Origin of the sequence: Shewanella sp. MBTL60-112-B2 (assembly GCF_019655055.1) — a bacterium.
Taxonomy (GTDB): domain Bacteria; phylum Pseudomonadota; class Gammaproteobacteria; order Enterobacterales; family Shewanellaceae; genus Shewanella.
Window position 1 is genome coordinate 44,303 of sequence record NZ_BPFA01000002.1, and the last position, 15,968, is coordinate 60,270.

A 15,968-nucleotide genomic window follows, 5' to 3' on the forward strand; every position below is an offset into this window, starting at 1 on the left:
TAATTTGGAAAATGAATGATACAAGATCCGCATATTAAGCGTGAGCAAGAAAAATACGAAAACCCAATTCCAAGCCGTGAGTATATTTTAGATTACTTGCGCTCACAAAAGTCCCCGTTAACCAGAGAGCATATTGCTACCGCCCTAAAAATTGAAGGTGAAGAGCAATTAGAAGCTATTCGTCGTCGCCTGCGTGCGATGGAGCGTGATGGTGAGTTAGTCTTCACCCGCGGTCAGTCCTATGGCTTGCCAGAGAGAATGGACTTATTAACCGGTACCGTGATTGGTCACCGAGATGGCTTTGGCTTCCTGAAATTAGAAGAGGGCGGCGACGACCTCTACATCAATAACCGTGACATGCTGATGTATTTCCACGGTGACAAAGTGCTAGCGCAAAAAGCCGGTGTAGACCGTAAGGGTCGCCGCGAAGCACGTATTGTACGTCTAGTTGAAGAGCGCAGCGCAGCATTGGTTGGCCGTTTTCACTTAGATGCAGGTATGGGCTTTGTGATTGCCGATGACCGCCGTATTACTCAAGAGATCCTGATCCCTGAAGAAGATCGCAAAGGCGCACGCCAAGGCGACATCGTCGTGCTTGAGCTAACTCGTCGACCAGGCCGCTACGTAAAAGCTGCGGGCAAGGTTACTGAAGTTCTTGGTAAAGAGATGGCACCAGGGATGGAGATTGAAATTGCGCTGCGTAATTACGATCTACCGCACACTTGGTCAGGCCTAATTGAGAAGAAACTACGTAAAATCCCAGACGAAGTAACCGAAGCCGATAAAGCGGGCCGCGTTGACTTACGTAACTTACCATTAGTAACGATTGATGGTGAAGATGCTCGTGACTTTGATGACGCGGTTTACGCTGAAAAGAAAAAGTCAGGTGGTTGGCGCTTATGGGTAGCGATTGCTGATGTGAGCCATTACGTTCGCACAGAGTCTGCACTCGATAAAGAAGCGCGCGCTCGTGGTAACTCGGTATACTTCCCATCGCAAGTGATCCCTATGCTGCCAGAGAAGATCTCTAATGGTCTATGCTCGTTAATGCCTAAGGTTGATCGCCTATGTATGGTTGCTGAGATGACTATTTCAGCGGCAGGTAAATTATCAGGTTATAAGTTTTATCCTGCAGTGATGCATTCACATGCACGTTTAACCTATACCCAAGTGGCTGACATGCTAGAAGGTGGAGAGGTGAGCGAAGAGCTCAAGCCTATTTATCCTCATCTAGAGACATTGCAGTCGCTATACCTGACATTAGAAGAGACTCGCGCTGAACGTGGTGCGATTGCGTTTGAAACTACTGAAACGCAATTTATTTTCAATGAGCAGCGTAAGATCGACAAGATTGTGCCGCGTAACCGTAACCAAGCACACAAGATCATTGAAGAATGTATGATTTTGGCTAACGTTGCGTCAGCTAAATTTGTTAAAAAGCACAAAGGTGAAGTGTTATACCGTGTGCATGAGGCGCCTTCAGAGCAAAAGCTAACCAACTTTAAGGATTTCCTTAAAGAGCGCGGCTTAACGATGGAAGGGGGCTTAGAGCCAGAGCCTAAAGATTACCAAGCGGTAATGGAGCAGATTGCTGATAGACCAGACGCTGAGCTTATTCAGGTGATGTTGCTACGCTCAATGCGTCAAGCAACGTATACCCCGGATAACGAAGGTCACTTTGGTTTGGCATTAGAGGAGTATTCACACTTCACATCGCCAATCCGTCGTTACCCAGATTTGATTTTGCACCGGGTGATCCGTTATTTACTTGCTAAGCAAGAAGGTAACTTAACCGAACAATGGACTGCCGATGGCGGTTTCAACTATAAGATTGAAGAGCTAGATCAGCTTGGCGAAGAGTGTTCAACCACTGAGCGCCGTGCAGATGAAGCAACTCGTGATGTAAACGACTGGCTCAAATGTGAGTTTATGCAAGATCATGTGGGTGACACCTTTGAAGCGGTAATTGCTTCTGTGACTCACTTTGGCATGTTTGTGCGTCTTAATGACCTATTTATTGATGGTCTTGTGCATATCTCAAGCTTAGGCAGCGACTATTACCAATATGATAATATGCGCCAGCGCTTAGTAGGTGAAGCATCGGGTCAGGTATACCAAATCGGTGATACGGTAACGGTCAAGGTTGCAGGTGTTAATCTTGATGATCGTCAAATTGACTTGATGATGGAAGGTGACTCTGCTGGCGGTAAGCGCCGCAGACCAACCAAGCCATTGACTGCTCGTGAGCGAGTGAATCGCGAAGGGGCCAAACTAGGTAATCGACGTGACTCTTCACATGGTCAGAGTGCTGAAGCGGGCTCAGATTCAGAATCTGGTGCAAAGCGTAAGCCTAGCAAGAGTCGTTCTGGCGGTAAGTCGAGCGGCGGTAAATATAAGAGCGGCAGCAGCGCTGCAGCTAAAAAGACAAAGACAAAAGCTTCGGCCAAAAAATCTTCAGCGAGTAAAGCTAAGTCAGCCAAGCGTAAAGCGAGTAAGAAATAGATGAAAAAGCAAGATATGACCTTTGGTTTACACGCTGTTGAAGCGGTGCTTAAAAACAATCCTGAGCGTGTGATTGAGATGTGGGTGCTCCAAGGTCGTGATGACGCGAGACTGACACCCATTCTTGAAATCGCTGCTGAGTGGGGCGTCTCAGTACAGTATGCTTCTCGTAAAGCGTTAGATGAAAAGTCTGATGGCGGTCAACACCAAGGTGTAGTTGCTAAAGTTAAGCCAGCAAAAATTCTTAACGATAACGATTTAGCTGCAATGCTTGAAAAGACTGAAGTGCCATTCTTACTGATTTTAGATGGTGTGACCGATCCGCATAACTTAGGCGCATGCCTACGTAATGCTGACGCTGCAGGTGTTCACGGCGTTATCGTACCTAAAGATAACTCTGTTGGCTTAACGCCAGTGGTGAGTAAAGTAGCTTGTGGCGCAGCAGAAGTGGTACCACTATACCAAGTGACTAACCTTGCGCGCACCATGCGTAGCCTGCAAGAGAAAGGCATTTGGATTATTGGCGCAGCCGGTGAAGCTGATTGTGAGCTATACCAAGCTAGCCTAACTGGCCCGTTAGCTATCGCAATGGGCGCAGAAGGCAAGGGTCTTCGCCGTTTATCACGTGAGAGCTGTGACACTTTAGTGTCTATCCCAATGGCGGGTAGCGTATCAAGCTTAAACGTGTCGGTAGCAACCGGTGTTTGCTTATTTGAAGCCGTGCGTCAGAGACTAGCGTAACGTAAGAGTCTGTTGTTTTGACTTAGGCTCAGATTTTAAATGCCGATAAGGTTAATGCTTTATCGGCATTTTTGTGTCTGCAACTTCTCAATTAATGTCTACAAAACGCCGAAGGAAACCCCTTGTTACACCTTAGCCTGCACAGTATTTATAGGCTCTATTCAATTGCCGGGCAATATAAAGTAGCTTAAGGTCACAAATTCTAATAACAGGATGTTTACATGCGTAATCCACTTTTATCTTTGTGTGTTCTGGGCGCGATGACTGCCGCGCCGGTTTGCGCAGAAGAGGATAACTACCTTTGGCTAGAAGATGTCGAAGGGGCAAAGCAGATGGAATGGGTTAAACAGCAAAATGCTGTTTCAGCCAAAGAAATTAAGGCATTCGAAAACTTTGATGATTTAGTGAGTAATAGTCTGGCCATCCTCAACGACAAAGAGCGCATCCCATACGCGAGTCGTATTGGCGATTACTTATATAACTTCTGGAAAGACGAGAATCACGTTAGAGGGATCTACCGCAGAACCACAATGGAGGAGTATAAGAAGGCTTCGCCTAAGTGGCAAACCGTACTCGATATCGATAAGCTAGGTAAAGATGAGGGGGTTAACTGGGTCTATAAAGGATTTAACTGCCGCTACCCTGAAAATGATCGTTGCTTCGTATCCCTTTCTCGTGGCGGCGCAGATGCTACTGAGGTGCGAGAGTTTGATCTCAATACGCTCGCCTTTGTTGATAGTAAACAGCAAGCATTTTTTCTAGAAGAAGCTAAGTCTAGCTTGAGCTGGATTGATAAGAATAACGTCTTTGTTGGCACTGATTTTGGTGACAATAGCATGACGGATTCTGGCTATCCGAAAATTGTAAAACAGTGGCAGCGTGGTACGCCTTTATCGAGCGCTAAAACTGTGTTTAGCGGTGATCAGAGCTCAGTTGCTGTATCTGGCTATGTATTATTTGATGGTGATAACTCGCTTGAAATCGTTACCGAGTCATTAACGTTTTATACCGCGGATCATTACGTATATCGTGATGGCAAACTGGTACAGCTACCTTTGCCAAAAGATGCAGAGTTAAAGGGCTACTTTAACGGTCAACTATATGTCGAGTTAAAAAGCGACTTAGCGCAAGGCGCTAAGCAGTTTAAGCAAGGCAGTATCATTTATACGCCGATTGAGCAATTGATTGCACAACAGCCAACATTTACCACTTTAGTTGAGCCATCGGCCACAGCGTCTATTTCACAAGTGAGCTTTACTAAAAGCGCTATTTTAGTGACTTGGTTAGACAATGTTAAAGGTAAGCTTGTACGTTATACCCAAGCGAAAGATGGCCAATGGAAAAGTATGCAAGCACCGTTTGATGCTAATGGCACCATAAGCGTATTTGATGTTGAACGTGACAGCGATGAGTTCTTTGTTAATTTCACCAGCTTCTTGGAGCCTTCAAGCTTATACAGCTTTAATGCTGTGACCATGAAGGCTGAAAAAGTGAAAGGCATGAAGCAGCAGTTTGCTGCTGATAAGTTTGAAACTAAGCAGTACTTTGCCACCTCTAAAGATGGCACTAAAGTGCCTTATTTTGTGGTGATGGCAAAAGATCTAAAGCGTGACGGTACTAGCCCTACTTTGCTTTATGGTTATGGTGGCTTTGAGGTTTCGCTACGTCCTTATTACTCGGCAACGATTGGTAAGAACTGGTTAGAGCAAGGCGGGGTGTATGTTTTGGCTAATATCCGTGGTGGTGGCGAATATGGCCCAGCTTGGCATCAGGCAGCATTGAAGCAAAATCGTCACAAGGCTTATGAAGATTTTGAAGCTATCGCAGAAGACTTAATTGCTAAAAAAATCACCTCAAGTGAGCATTTGGGCATTCAAGGTGGCAGTAACGGTGGCCTGTTAATGGGCGCTGCGTTTACTCGTAAACCAGAGCTCTATGGCGCAGTCGTGTGTCAGGTGCCATTGCTGGATATGAAACGCTACAATAAATTACTGGCTGGAGCGAGTTGGATGGGGGAGTACGGCGATCCGGATATTCCAGCTGAGTGGGATTATATTAAGACGTTTTCGCCATACCATAATCTAAAAGCTGATACCGCTTATCCAAAGGTGTTTTTCACCACCTCGACCCGTGATGACAGGGTTCATCCTGCTCATGCGCGTAAGATGGTTGCCAAAATGGAAGGTATGGGCATTGATGTTTTGTATTATGAGAATATCGAAGGTGGTCACGCAGGCGCTGCCGATAATAACCAAGCGGCAGAGCTTAAATCTATGGTTTACGCTTATCTAATGCAACAACTTAGGTAATCATTCGCTGTATTGATCATGAAGGGCAGGCTCTGCAGAGTTTGCCCTTATTATTTTGACCCAACCGATTATTGAAAGGTATAGAGCAGATTGAAGGTAGTGATAGTATCTGTTTGCTTTGACCCTTCAGGTACTACTGAGGTGTACTTTACGTTTACGCCGATCTTAAATGCCCAGTCTTGGAATAGGGTATTTTTATAGCTCATATCCAGCGTTAATGTATTGTTGTCTTCGCCAGTCTCTGCTGTCAGGTCGGCGTTAAGGCTAGTGTATTCCTGCAGCTTCATCTCAAATTTTGCTGCAGTACGTAGAATAATGTCTTTATTGGCTTTAGGGAGCAAATCGTCATCTGTTGCAATCGGCAGGTTATAGCGATAACCCGGACCGACTTCTAAACTGAGGTTCGTCTTTGAGGTGCTAACTGCGTCAAAACCATAACCACCAGACACCGTAGCGATGCGAGTGTAACTACCAAACTTATCCCAGGTGAAATCACCACGTCCAAAAAAGTAACCACCGCTAATCTTATAGTTAGACTGAAGTTGCAGGTCATACTTCTCAGCTGTTGTTTTCTCATTGTCGGCGGCAAAGTAGGCTTTAACTGTACCTTCTTGTTTAGTCTGAGTGGTGTCGTAAACCAATTTGGTTCTACCATTAAAGCTACTCGATTCAGTATTACCTGTATTGAGCTGAAAACCGGCCTCAATTTCGGCAGTGAGGTCGCTCGGAGGCTCTTGATAATCAGGGGGCACCAGAGCAAAGGCCGCTGGAGGGCACAAAAGACCAAATACAGTGCAGAGAGTTTTTAGCATTATTCTTATTCTTGATGTTGTTTGGAGGGTTTATCATCACTTTGTCGTAGCAACATAATACCTAGAATCAGCTTAGGCGCAAACTGATTGTATTAGCTTTTCAGCCTATAAGACGGAGAACGTGACCTAAGCACTGAAGTAACAGTTTGGCCAGTTGTCTTCCGCAATTCATTGGTGAGAAAAAGACATTCGCAAAGTGGTTAATAATTGCTTGAATTTTTGCTTTGGTTTATGTAATATTCCGCGGCTTAATTCAGTCACTTTAATTAGTTCCTTGCCTCTATTAGGTTTGACTGAGCCAACAACGAGGCTAGATAACCGTAAGGAGCAAAAAATGCGTCATTATGAAATCGTATTTTTAGTTCACCCTGATCAGAGTGAACAAGTGCCAGGTATGATCGAACGTTACACGGGTATTCTTACCCAAGCTGGCGGTCAAATCCACCGTTTAGAAGACTGGGGCCGTCGTCAATTGGCTTACCCAATCATCGAATTGCATAAAGCTCACTATGTTCTATTGAACGTAGAGACTACTGCAGAAGCGGTTGAAGAACTTGAAACAGCTTTCCGTTTCAACGACGCTGTTTTGCGTAGCATGGTTATGCGTACTAAAGCTGCCATCACTGAAGCATCTCCAATGGCTAAAGCTAAAGACGAGCGCGACACACGTCGTTCATCTGAAGAGCGTGCACCTCGTGCAGAAGCTGCTGAAGAAGTAGAAGAAAGCGCTGAAAACAACGCTGAGTAAGTTTTTTTGACCACGAACAATCTGGTATTAGCAGGAACCATTACGCGTTCTAGGCAGTTTGATAGCCCAGCAGGCATTGCCCATACGGTAATAATGTTGGAACACAAATCGCAGCGTTATGAAGCAGAAATGCTCCGCAACGTTTATTGCCAAATCCAAGTTGTATTAAGTGGTGAACGCTTTAATAGCGTTGCAAAAAACTTAACAGCCGGCGTTGAAATACAAGTCGAAGGCTTCATTAATCTGCAACAGAGCAGAAATGGTCAAAATCGCTTGGTTTTACACGCTGAAAATGTCGAATTGAAAACTTAGGAGACTGTCACATGGCACGTTATTTCCGTCGTCGCAAGTTCTGCCGTTTCACTGCAGAAGGCGTTACCGAGATCGATTACAAAGATATCGTAACTTTGAAGAACTACATCACTGAAAGTGGTAAAATTGTTCCTAGTCGTATCACTGGTACAAATGCTAAATATCAACGTCAACTAGCTCGCGCTATCAAGCGTGCTCGTTATCTTTCTCTACTGCCGTACACTGATTTACATCAGTAATACTGCATTAATTTAGAGGAATATAAAATGAACGTTATTTTACTTGATAAAATCGCTAACCTAGGCAACTTGGGTGACCAAGTTTCAGTAAAAGCTGGTTACGCACGTAACTTCCTTTTACCACAAGGTAAAGCTGTTGTTGCTAATGCTGCTAACACTGAAGTTTTTGAAGCACGTCGTGCTGATCTAGAAGCTAAGTTAGCTGCTGACCTAGCTGCTGCTACTCAACGCGCTGAGAAAATCTCTGCACTTGAGTCTGTTGTTATCGCTTCTAAAGCTGGTGACGAAGGCAAGCTATTCGGTTCAATTGGCAACCGTGATATCGCTGATGCAGTTACAGCTGCTGGTGTTGAACTAGCTAAGAGCGAAGTTCGTCTTCCACTAGGTGCTATCCGCACTACTGGTGAATTCGAAGTTGAAGTTCAAGTTCACACTGAAGTTAAAGCAATCGTTAAACTATCTGTAGTTGCAGAAGCTTAATAATTTGCGCTAAGCAAATGCTTTAATTTGAAACGCCGTATTAATTTATTAGTACGGCGTTTTTTTATGCCTGAAAAGCAGGAAAAGCAGGAAAAGCAGGAAAAGCAGGAAAAGCAGGAAAAGCAGGAAAAGCAGGAAAAGCAGAAGGTAGAGTATGAATGGCTATACAAATAAAAAAGGCATATGAGCGTGGTTCATATGCCTTTTTTGGTTTGTATTGAACCGGATTAGTTATTCACTAAATCTAACTCTTCAATAAGGTTTTGGGCGTTATCGACTTCGTCCATCATCCATAAAATGTAACGGATATCCACGTGTACGGCGCGGGTGATGGTTGGGTTAAAGAACCAGTCTTTAGTGATGGCTTCGTAAGTCGAGTCGAAGTTTAGACCCACTAATTCGCCTTTACCGTTAAATACTGGCGAGCCCGAGTTACCACCTGTGGTGTCAACGCTCGATAAGAAGTTAACGGGTACAGAACCAAACTCCTCAGGCTTATCTAGACAAGAGAATAAGCGGCATAACCAAGATGCAGGATCTTGATAAACGCTTTCAACTGCATGAGTACCATAACGCTTGGCTTCAATGGCTTCTAATAGCTTAGCTGGTGCGTTAAATGGCTCAACGCCTGTGTGCTTAGCCGTAATACCTTCTAAGCGAGTAAAGGGCTGCTTATAAAGCGCATCAGTTGACTGATAACCATCTACCATACCGTAAGTAATACGTAGCGTGCCGTTAGCGTCTGGATAGACTGGCCAGCCATTGGCTTTGTTGTAGGCTATAATCGCTTTCATGTAGTCAGGGCGAGCTTTAGACAGCTTACCAGCTAGCGTCTTAGCATCTTTCTCTGCCTGCATATTTTGTGGGTAAAGCGCTACGGCAAGGCGAATGAAAGGGTCGGCACTGGTTTCAAAAGCGTTAGCGTCTGCATCCATCCAAGCAAGACGCTTGTCTTTATCAGTTAGTGAGCTTAATGCATACAGTGCATCAAGTTTTTCACTTAGGCCGACATCGTTATCGCCCTCACTTAACATGGCATCGAGCTGAGCAACACGGTTGTCTTGAGCAAGATAAGCCTCTAAGTCTTGCATCCATAGCGTTTTATCGACGCTAATGGCAAAGCTTGAATTTAGACGCTTAAGACGAGCTTTAAACATCTTCATGTCACGCTGTTGATAACCTTCCTCTCGCTCAGCATCTGGTTTTTGCTTTTCTTTAGCTAAGCGATAAAGCTTGTTAGCCGTAGATAGCAGTGCACTGCTTTGAGCGTTTTCAAAATAGTAGCGACCTTGACGCTGCTGGCGTTGTTCAACCAACAAGGTTTCTAGTTCATCGAACTGAGCTTGGAATGATTGATACTCGGGATCTTTTGCAAGCCACGCACTAAAATCATCTTCACGGCTTTGCTTAATACCTGCAATATCGGTGGCCTTAAAACCAGCGAGCAAACCGTTGTACTTTTTCATGCGGTTTGCCATGCCAGCCAAAGTGCCTGCATATTTAATTTTAACGTCTTTATCGTTAGCGCTCATGGCTTCGATAGTATCGATACGCAGCTGGTAACGTGTGGCAAGTGTTGGATATAACCAGTCGCTAGCAAACTCAAGCTCACTGGTTAAACGGTAGCGGCTGGTTGAGCCTGGGTAACCAGCTACAAATACACCGTCACCAGCTTTTACGCCATCGGCATTAACTTTTAAGTAGCTTTTAGGCACGTAAGGTACGTTGCCTTCGGCAAAGGCTGCTGGCTTACCATCTTTACCAACATAAGCGCGCAGGAAGGTAAAGTCTGCTGAGTGACGTGGGTACTCATAGTTATCAATATCGCCACCAAATGCACCGGCACTTTCAGGTGGCGCATATACCAAGCGTACATCGCGGATAATCAGCTGCTTGATAAGGTAATACTCAAGGCCATTATGGAAGCTTCTTACTGAGCAGCGGTAGTTATCATCGCTTTCACACTCTTTTATCAGTGCTTTGCGATTAGCTTGAATATTTTCATAGCGCTTTAGTGGATCTTCACCGATATCTTTTTTAACTTGCTTTGATACATCGGTAACCGCTTCAGTGATATAAAGGCGTTCATTTGGGCCCGCTGTTGGCTCTTTGTCTTTAGTGGTCGCTAAAAAGCCATCTGCTAGATAGTTATGCTCTTTTTTGCTGTTATATTGAATGGCACGGTAGGCGCAATGATGGTTTGTCACAACTAAGCCTTGGGGCGAAACAAAACTGGCGGTACAATAGCCCAGTCCAACTACTGCGTTCATTGGGTAGCTGGTTAAGTCGGCTAGCTGTTTAGCTGGAATATCGATACCACGTTCGCTGAGCTTATCGGCGATAGATGGCATTTGGTAGGGTTGCCATTGTCCTTCATCGGCCAATGCTACGGCTGATGGCAGCATCCCTGTCGAAAGGGCAACGGCAGCAATCAATGCATTGCGCATGTTCTTTCCTTAATATTGTTATAGTTTATTTTTAGGTGCAGGTGGTTAGATGTTAAATGCCTGCTTTGCTTGACCCCAGTTTTATACCACATTTTGCTTAATCGTTGGAATTTTGGAGATTTAATGTCACAACAACGCGCCTTTAAGGGCAAAGAGAAACCAAGAGATCTTCAGATGGACGCGCTGAAGATGCCGCCGCATTCAATTGAAGCTGAGCAATCGGTTCTCGGTGGTTTGATGTTGGACTCTGACGCTTGGGACAGAGTGGCTGAAGCTGTCGTAAAAGAAGATTTCTATTCCCGTGCCCACGGCACCATTTTTACGGCGATGGAATCTTTGATCAGTGCGGGTCAGCCAATCGACTTGATTACTGTATCTGAGCAACTTGAGCTTGAAGATCAGCTTGAAGATGTTGGCGGCTTTGCTTATATCGGTGAAATTGCTAAAAACACCCCTAGCGCGGGTAACATTCACTCCTACGCCAACATCGTGCGTGAGCGTGCAGTTGTTCGCGATATGATTAAAGTGGCTAATGAGATTGCCGATGCTGGTTTTAACCCTGAAGGGCGTAACTCGAGCGAACTGCTTGATTTAGCCGAAACCAAAGTGTTTAAAATTGCCGAGCAGCGCGCCAATGCCAACGAAGGCCCTGAAGGCATTAAAGCGATTCTTGAAAAGACCGTCGATAAGATTGAAGAGCTGTATAACAACCCAACCAGTGGTGTAACTGGAGTGTCGAGCGGCTTTGGCGACTTAGATAAAATGACCGCAGGCTTCCAGTCTGGTGACTTGATTATTGTGGCAGCGCGTCCATCTATGGGTAAAACCACCTTTGCGATGAACTTGTGTGAGCAGGCGGCGCTACACGAAGACAAACCCGTGCTTATTTTCAGCTTGGAGATGCCTTCAGAACAGATCATGATGCGTATGTTGGCCTCACTTGGCCGCGTAGATCAAACCAAAATTCGTACTGGTCAGCTAGATGATGACGATTGGGCGCGCGTATCTTCAACCATGGGCATTATGCTTGAGCAAGGTAAGATGTACATCGATGATGGCTCAGGTCTAACACCGACTGAAGTTCGAAGCCGTGCCAGGCGTATCGCGCGTGAATATGGCGGTCTGTCGATGATTATGATCGATTACCTTCAGTTAATGCAGGTACCAGCACTTAAAGATAACCGTACCTTGGAGATCTCGGAGATTTCACGCTCGCTTAAGGCCTTGGCGAAAGAGCTGGAAATTCCGGTGGTTGCACTGTCACAGCTTAACCGCTCGCTTGAGCAACGTGCTGATAAACGCCCGGTTAACTCGGATTTGCGTGAATCAGGCGCGATTGAGCAGGATGCCGATTTGATCATGTTTATTTATCGTGATGAAGTGTATAACAACGATTCTGAAGATAAAGGTACCGCAGAGATCATTATTGGTAAGCAACGTAACGGCCCAATCGGGCGTGTGCGTTTAACCTTCCAAGGCCAATTCTCACGTTTTGATAACTACGCCGGTCCACAATTCGAAGAGGATTAATTATTGTCCATAAAGCCATTTACGGACCATGATTAATTACAATAGAGCCTCATAGAGGCTCTTACTTTTTAATAGAGATAACAAGGTTACTTGTGAAACCATTTCCACGAGCAGAGATCAGTCGCCAAGCATTGAAGAATAATCTGGCTCGGCTGCATGAATTAGCCCCATCAAGCAAGGTGATGGCGGTTGTAAAAGCCAATGGCTATGGCCATGGCTTGCTTAATGTCGCTCAATGTTTAGATAATGCCGACGGTTTTGGCTTAGCGCGTTTAGAAGAGGCATTAGCGCTACGTGCCGGTGGGGTTAACGCTAAGCTTTTACTATTAGAAGGCTTTTTTAGGCCAACTGATTTAGTGACTTTAGTTGAGCATGATATTGAAACCGTAGTGCATCACGAGTCACAAATTGAGATGCTGGAGCAAGCAGAACTCGATAAGCCTGTGAACGTGTGGATGAAAATAGACTCTGGTATGCATCGCTTAGGTTTTGTGCCAGATGAGTTTGATGCGGTTTATCAGCGCTTAGTGGCGTGTAAGAACATAGCTAAACCGATTAATTTGATGACCCATTTTGCTTGTGCCGATGAGCCTGATAATAATTACACTGCCACCCAATTAGCGACATTTGAGCAGTTAACCAAAGACTTACCTGGAGAGCGCACCTTAGCGAACTCAGCTGGCGCGCTGTTTTGGCAACAAAGCCAAGCCAATTGGATCCGCCCAGGGATCGCGCTTTATGGTGTATCGCCAGTTGTAGGCGATCTTGGCATTAAGCACGGACTTGTTCCAGCCATGGAGCTAGTTTCGCAACTCATTGCGATACGTGATCATAAAGCCGGTCAACCGGTGGGCTATGGTAGTCACTGGGTAGCAGATAAAGATACTAAGCTAGGTGTGGTTGCCATAGGTTATGGCGATGGTTATCCACGTAATGCACCACTAGGCACACCTGTATTAATTAATGGTCGTTTAGCGCCGATTGTTGGCCGAGTGTCGATGGACATGTTAACTGTCGATCTTGGTGCTGATGCGAGTGATAATGTGGGCGATAAAGCCGTACTTTGGGGTAAAGACCTTCCAGTAGAGGAGGTGGCAGAGCACATTGGCACTATCGCGTACGAGCTTGTAACTAAATTGACTCCACGAGTCGCTGTTTGCCTAGATTGAGCAAATAAACAACTTATTTATGTTGATACTGCAATTTGAGGCGGGATGCCCGTTGCAGTTGAAGATGTCTTAAATTGAAAATAAATCCATTAACTATATTTGTCGCTTTGGGCTTAATGTCTCCCTTTGCGAGTGTAGAATCAACAGCAGAGCAACTAGATGGTAAGCCCTCTGGTGAAGAGCAAGTCATTATTGAATCAGTTGAGTCTAGTGCTAACAAGCAGAAAAAAAACAACGATAACCAACTGCCCGATTATGAGTCTGAATTTGTTGCTGTGCCTTTTGCGTTTTCAAGTGAGAGCTTAAGTACTGCTTTTGGTGGCGCAGGTGTGCTTAAGCATGCAGGGCAAATTCAATCCTCTATATTGGGTATTGGCGTGTATAGCACCAATAATAGTTGGGTTAGCTATTTGCGTTTTAACGACTATCAAATACCTACTCTTGATCAATGGTTGTTCTCAATCGAAACCTATAACGCTCGCTTTAAAGAAGGCGTTTATTATGTGTCTAATCAGGCTGAAATTAATGGTGACGGCCAGCGAGTGGTAACTTTAGGCGATGAGTCTTTTACCAAGTTTCATGCTCGATACGTATTACCTTTTGGCCGTGGCAGTCAAGGGGCGGCTCGCAGCTTAGGCCGTGCGCGAACGGATATTAGTTGGAATCCGCTAGAGTCAGGTGTTACCAGTGTTAAATTTAGTCCTTTTACTCAGAGTAGAGAGCTCGAAGGCTTTGAGTTTTTAGAGGATGAAGCCAAAGGTTTAGCTGTTGAGCTTGAGTGGGATAACCGCGATAACGGTAAAAACAGTACTCAAGGTGGGCAAACAAGCTTTAAGGTCACCCGTGACTTTGGTAACGCGAGCCGTAATAGTTGGACGACCTGGGAGTTTGACCAAAGCACGTTTGTTTCTATCGACTCTAATGAATGGTTCGGTCAGCAAATTTTAGCGTTTAACTTTTATTTAGCCGATACACCAACTTGGACATCAGGTTCAGATGATAACTTGCATCAACCGCCAAGTTTTGCAGGTGTGAGTTTAGGTGGCTTCGAGCGTTTGCGCGGTTATAGCAGTAAGCGTTTTACTGGTCGTTCGGCCGTGCTGTATAGCGCTGAGTATCGTGTACAACCTAGATGGCAACCATTACAAGAATGGCCAGTGTTTAACTTATACGACATTCCGTGGTGGCAGTGGGTAGCTTTTGCTGAAGCTGGGCAAGTCAGTGATGAGTTTAGTGCTAGTGCATTGCATGATGACCTGAAATGGTCGGCGGGTATTGGTGCGCGCTTTGAAGTTGAAAGCGTAGTGGTGCGCGCTGAGCTAGCATTCAGTGAAGAGTCAAATCAGTTCTGGATCATGGTTAATCAGCCATTCTAAGCAGCTTTTATTTTTAATCCTTGTGGCGAGGGGCTGTTGTCAAAACAGCCTCAAGACTTGCCACTCTTGACTTGAATGACCTTGAGGGAAAACTGTCGTTCGAGGGAGCTGGGAGCAGCGTTCAAGGATGGGTCATGCTTTGACGAGAGTTTCAATTCTATTAATGAAAATGCTTGTTCGCGGCTTGGTTTTGCTAAAGTGCTAATTGATATAGATGCGAGTCAGAGGATTGTTTAGAAATTACTGGACCAGAATAAGTAGCGAGACTCTTAATAACCCATTATTTAGTTAAAGCTTATACTCAGCAATTGATTTTATTTCTGGTAAATTAAAATAATTATAGATTAGGCAACGTCAAAATTGCGTCAAAATAACCAGTCTCTAAATTAAATTTTATGTTTCTGTTGTATGGGTAGAAAATCTCCATCAAGGATGTGTATCCGTTAATACTATTTGAGTAAAGTGAATTTATAGGCTTTACCTGGTGTAGTTTGGCCGCTTGTAACCACGAATAGTTTTGATTGGGTGTAGAGTGATGGAACAGATAAATAGCAGTACATGGTCAATAGATAAAAGTGACTTTGATCTCCCCCCTCTAGCTGATGATATCCTCAATACTATTAAATCCCCAATTGCAGAGCTAGGCTTTGGCGGCTTTTGGTTTCAGGGCATAGCTAATAGCGCTTATCAATCCTATTTAGGCAACAATCGTAAGAGTCTGTTGACACGTAAAGTTTTAAGAAGCTGTGGCGGTGTCATCGCTTCTTCACCTACGGTGAAATTGTTACATCAACAATATGTAACGCGTGTGGCATCTACCGATATAAACTTTGCTGAGGCATTGAAGCTTGACTCTCCTTATCACTATATTCTCAGCAAAGATGGTCACGGGACTAAAGTACAAAAACTCTTTAATAGCCATGGTATCAATACTGTCCTTAGTTGGCCGTTAAAGAATTTTGCGTCGGATACTTGGTGTGGCCGATTTACCTTATTGTCAAAATCTCCATATGAAGAACTCAACATTGCAGAATTAGAGCAGACGTTAAAACAAGCTCAAATGACAATATTTGAACATTTTCATCATGAAATAAATCCTTACCGCCAATATAACCTATTTAATAAGACAGCAATTAGTGCGCTGAAAATGGCTGCTACTGGGCTGCATAACCACGAGATCTCTGAGCAACTGGACATAACCGTTCGTGGAGTTGAATATCATCTTGAATCTTTAAGAAGTAAATTGTCAGCAAGTAATAGGGCCAATTTAGTTCATATCGCTCATCAATTGGAAATTATATAG

At 44.6% G+C, this 15,968-nt stretch carries 13 protein-coding genes; 11 read left to right on the forward strand and 2 right to left on the reverse strand.

The features are described 5' to 3' along the window. Window positions 1-15 precede the first annotated feature (15 nt). The 3 genes from rnr (at window position 16) to K5Q73_RS01475 (ending at window position 5,552) form a co-directional block, all read left to right on the forward strand. Window positions 16-2,502: a ribonuclease R gene (rnr, locus tag K5Q73_RS01465; protein ID WP_220765221.1), complete on the forward strand. Its 2,487-nt coding sequence runs from the start codon at window positions 16-18 to the stop codon at window positions 2,500-2,502. Continuing rightward, entirely contained in the window at window positions 2,503-3,243 is a 741-nt protein-coding gene (gene rlmB / locus K5Q73_RS01470) for a 23S rRNA (guanosine(2251)-2'-O)-methyltransferase RlmB (protein ID WP_220765220.1), read from the forward strand. Between the two features lie 221 nt (window positions 3,244-3,464). Next, window positions 3,465-5,552, forward strand: a complete 2,088-nt coding sequence (locus K5Q73_RS01475) for a prolyl oligopeptidase family protein (protein WP_220765219.1) — start codon at window positions 3,465-3,467, stop codon at window positions 5,550-5,552. A gap of 68 nt (window positions 5,553-5,620) precedes the next feature. Here the strand turns inward: K5Q73_RS01475 and K5Q73_RS01480 are convergent, their stop codons facing one another. Next, window positions 5,621-6,364 (reverse strand): YdiY family protein, encoded by a 744-nt coding sequence (locus K5Q73_RS01480; RefSeq protein ID WP_220765218.1) that lies wholly within the window; start codon window positions 6,362-6,364, stop codon window positions 5,621-5,623. Window positions 6,365-6,698: 334 nt separating this feature from the next. On the opposite strand from K5Q73_RS01480, the gene rpsF reads away from it, so the two are divergent. From rpsF to rplI, 4 genes are read left to right on the forward strand one after another with little or no spacing between them, the layout of a single operon-like run. Beyond that, a complete protein-coding gene (gene rpsF, locus K5Q73_RS01485) occupies window positions 6,699-7,112 on the forward strand; it encodes a 30S ribosomal protein S6 (protein ID WP_220765217.1) in 414 nt (137 codons plus the stop codon). Window positions 7,113-7,118: 6 nt separating this feature from the next. Continuing rightward, a complete protein-coding gene (gene priB / locus K5Q73_RS01490) occupies window positions 7,119-7,424 on the forward strand; it encodes a primosomal replication protein N (protein ID WP_220765216.1) in 306 nt (101 codons plus the stop codon). An 11-nt stretch (window positions 7,425-7,435) separates the two neighbouring features. Next, window positions 7,436-7,663, forward strand: a complete 228-nt coding sequence (rpsR, locus tag K5Q73_RS01495) for a 30S ribosomal protein S18 (RefSeq protein WP_005497284.1) — start codon at window positions 7,436-7,438, stop codon at window positions 7,661-7,663. A 27-nt stretch (window positions 7,664-7,690) separates the two neighbouring features. After that, on the forward strand, window positions 7,691-8,143 hold the full coding sequence (rplI, locus tag K5Q73_RS01500; RefSeq protein ID WP_012278732.1) for a 50S ribosomal protein L9: 453 nt from the start codon (window positions 7,691-7,693) through the stop codon (window positions 8,141-8,143). Window positions 8,144-8,370: 227 nt separating this feature from the next. Here the strand turns inward: rplI and K5Q73_RS01505 are convergent, their stop codons facing one another. After that, window positions 8,371-10,590 (reverse strand): S46 family peptidase, encoded by a 2,220-nt coding sequence (locus K5Q73_RS01505; protein WP_220765215.1) that lies wholly within the window; start codon window positions 10,588-10,590, stop codon window positions 8,371-8,373. A gap of 123 nt (window positions 10,591-10,713) precedes the next feature. On the opposite strand from K5Q73_RS01505, the gene dnaB reads away from it, so the two are divergent. From dnaB to K5Q73_RS01525, 4 genes are all read left to right on the forward strand, one after another. Then, on the forward strand, window positions 10,714-12,120 hold the full coding sequence (gene dnaB, locus K5Q73_RS01510) for a replicative DNA helicase (protein WP_220765214.1): 1,407 nt from the start codon (window positions 10,714-10,716) through the stop codon (window positions 12,118-12,120). Window positions 12,121-12,212: 92 nt separating this feature from the next. Then, window positions 12,213-13,289, forward strand: coding sequence for an alanine racemase (alr, locus tag K5Q73_RS01515; protein ID WP_220765213.1), 1,077 nt, complete (start codon window positions 12,213-12,215; stop codon window positions 13,287-13,289). A 116-nt stretch (window positions 13,290-13,405) separates the two neighbouring features. Further along, window positions 13,406-14,665, forward strand: coding sequence for a hypothetical protein (locus K5Q73_RS01520; RefSeq protein WP_220765266.1), 1,260 nt, complete (start codon window positions 13,406-13,408; stop codon window positions 14,663-14,665). Window positions 14,666-15,200: 535 nt separating this feature from the next. Beyond that, window positions 15,201-15,968: a helix-turn-helix transcriptional regulator gene (locus K5Q73_RS01525; RefSeq protein ID WP_220765212.1), complete on the forward strand. Its 768-nt coding sequence runs from the start codon at window positions 15,201-15,203 to the stop codon at window positions 15,966-15,968.

What these genes read in the sequence shown, in the direction of transcription:
- K5Q73_RS01505 (WP_220765215.1), bottom strand. Translation starts at nt 10,590, where the DNA reads ATGCGCAATGCATTGATTGCTGCCGTTGCCCTTTCGACAGGGATGCTG.
- rpsR (WP_005497284.1), top strand. Translation starts at nt 7,436, where the DNA reads ATGGCACGTTATTTCCGTCGTCGCAAGTTCTGCCGTTTCACTGCAGAA.
- K5Q73_RS01520 (WP_220765266.1), top strand. Translation starts at nt 13,406, where the DNA reads ATGTCTCCCTTTGCGAGTGTAGAATCAACAGCAGAGCAACTAGATGGT.
- rnr (WP_220765221.1), top strand. Translation starts at nt 16, where the DNA reads ATGATACAAGATCCGCATATTAAGCGTGAGCAAGAAAAATACGAAAAC.
- rplI (WP_012278732.1), top strand. Translation starts at nt 7,691, where the DNA reads ATGAACGTTATTTTACTTGATAAAATCGCTAACCTAGGCAACTTGGGT.
- K5Q73_RS01475 (WP_220765219.1), top strand. Translation starts at nt 3,465, where the DNA reads ATGCGTAATCCACTTTTATCTTTGTGTGTTCTGGGCGCGATGACTGCC.
- dnaB (WP_220765214.1), top strand. Translation starts at nt 10,714, where the DNA reads ATGTCACAACAACGCGCCTTTAAGGGCAAAGAGAAACCAAGAGATCTT.
- K5Q73_RS01480 (WP_220765218.1), bottom strand. Translation starts at nt 6,364, where the DNA reads ATGCTAAAAACTCTCTGCACTGTATTTGGTCTTTTGTGCCCTCCAGCG.
- rlmB (WP_220765220.1), top strand. Translation starts at nt 2,503, where the DNA reads ATGAAAAAGCAAGATATGACCTTTGGTTTACACGCTGTTGAAGCGGTG.
- rpsF (WP_220765217.1), top strand. Translation starts at nt 6,699, where the DNA reads ATGCGTCATTATGAAATCGTATTTTTAGTTCACCCTGATCAGAGTGAA.
- K5Q73_RS01525 (WP_220765212.1), top strand. Translation starts at nt 15,201, where the DNA reads ATGGAACAGATAAATAGCAGTACATGGTCAATAGATAAAAGTGACTTT.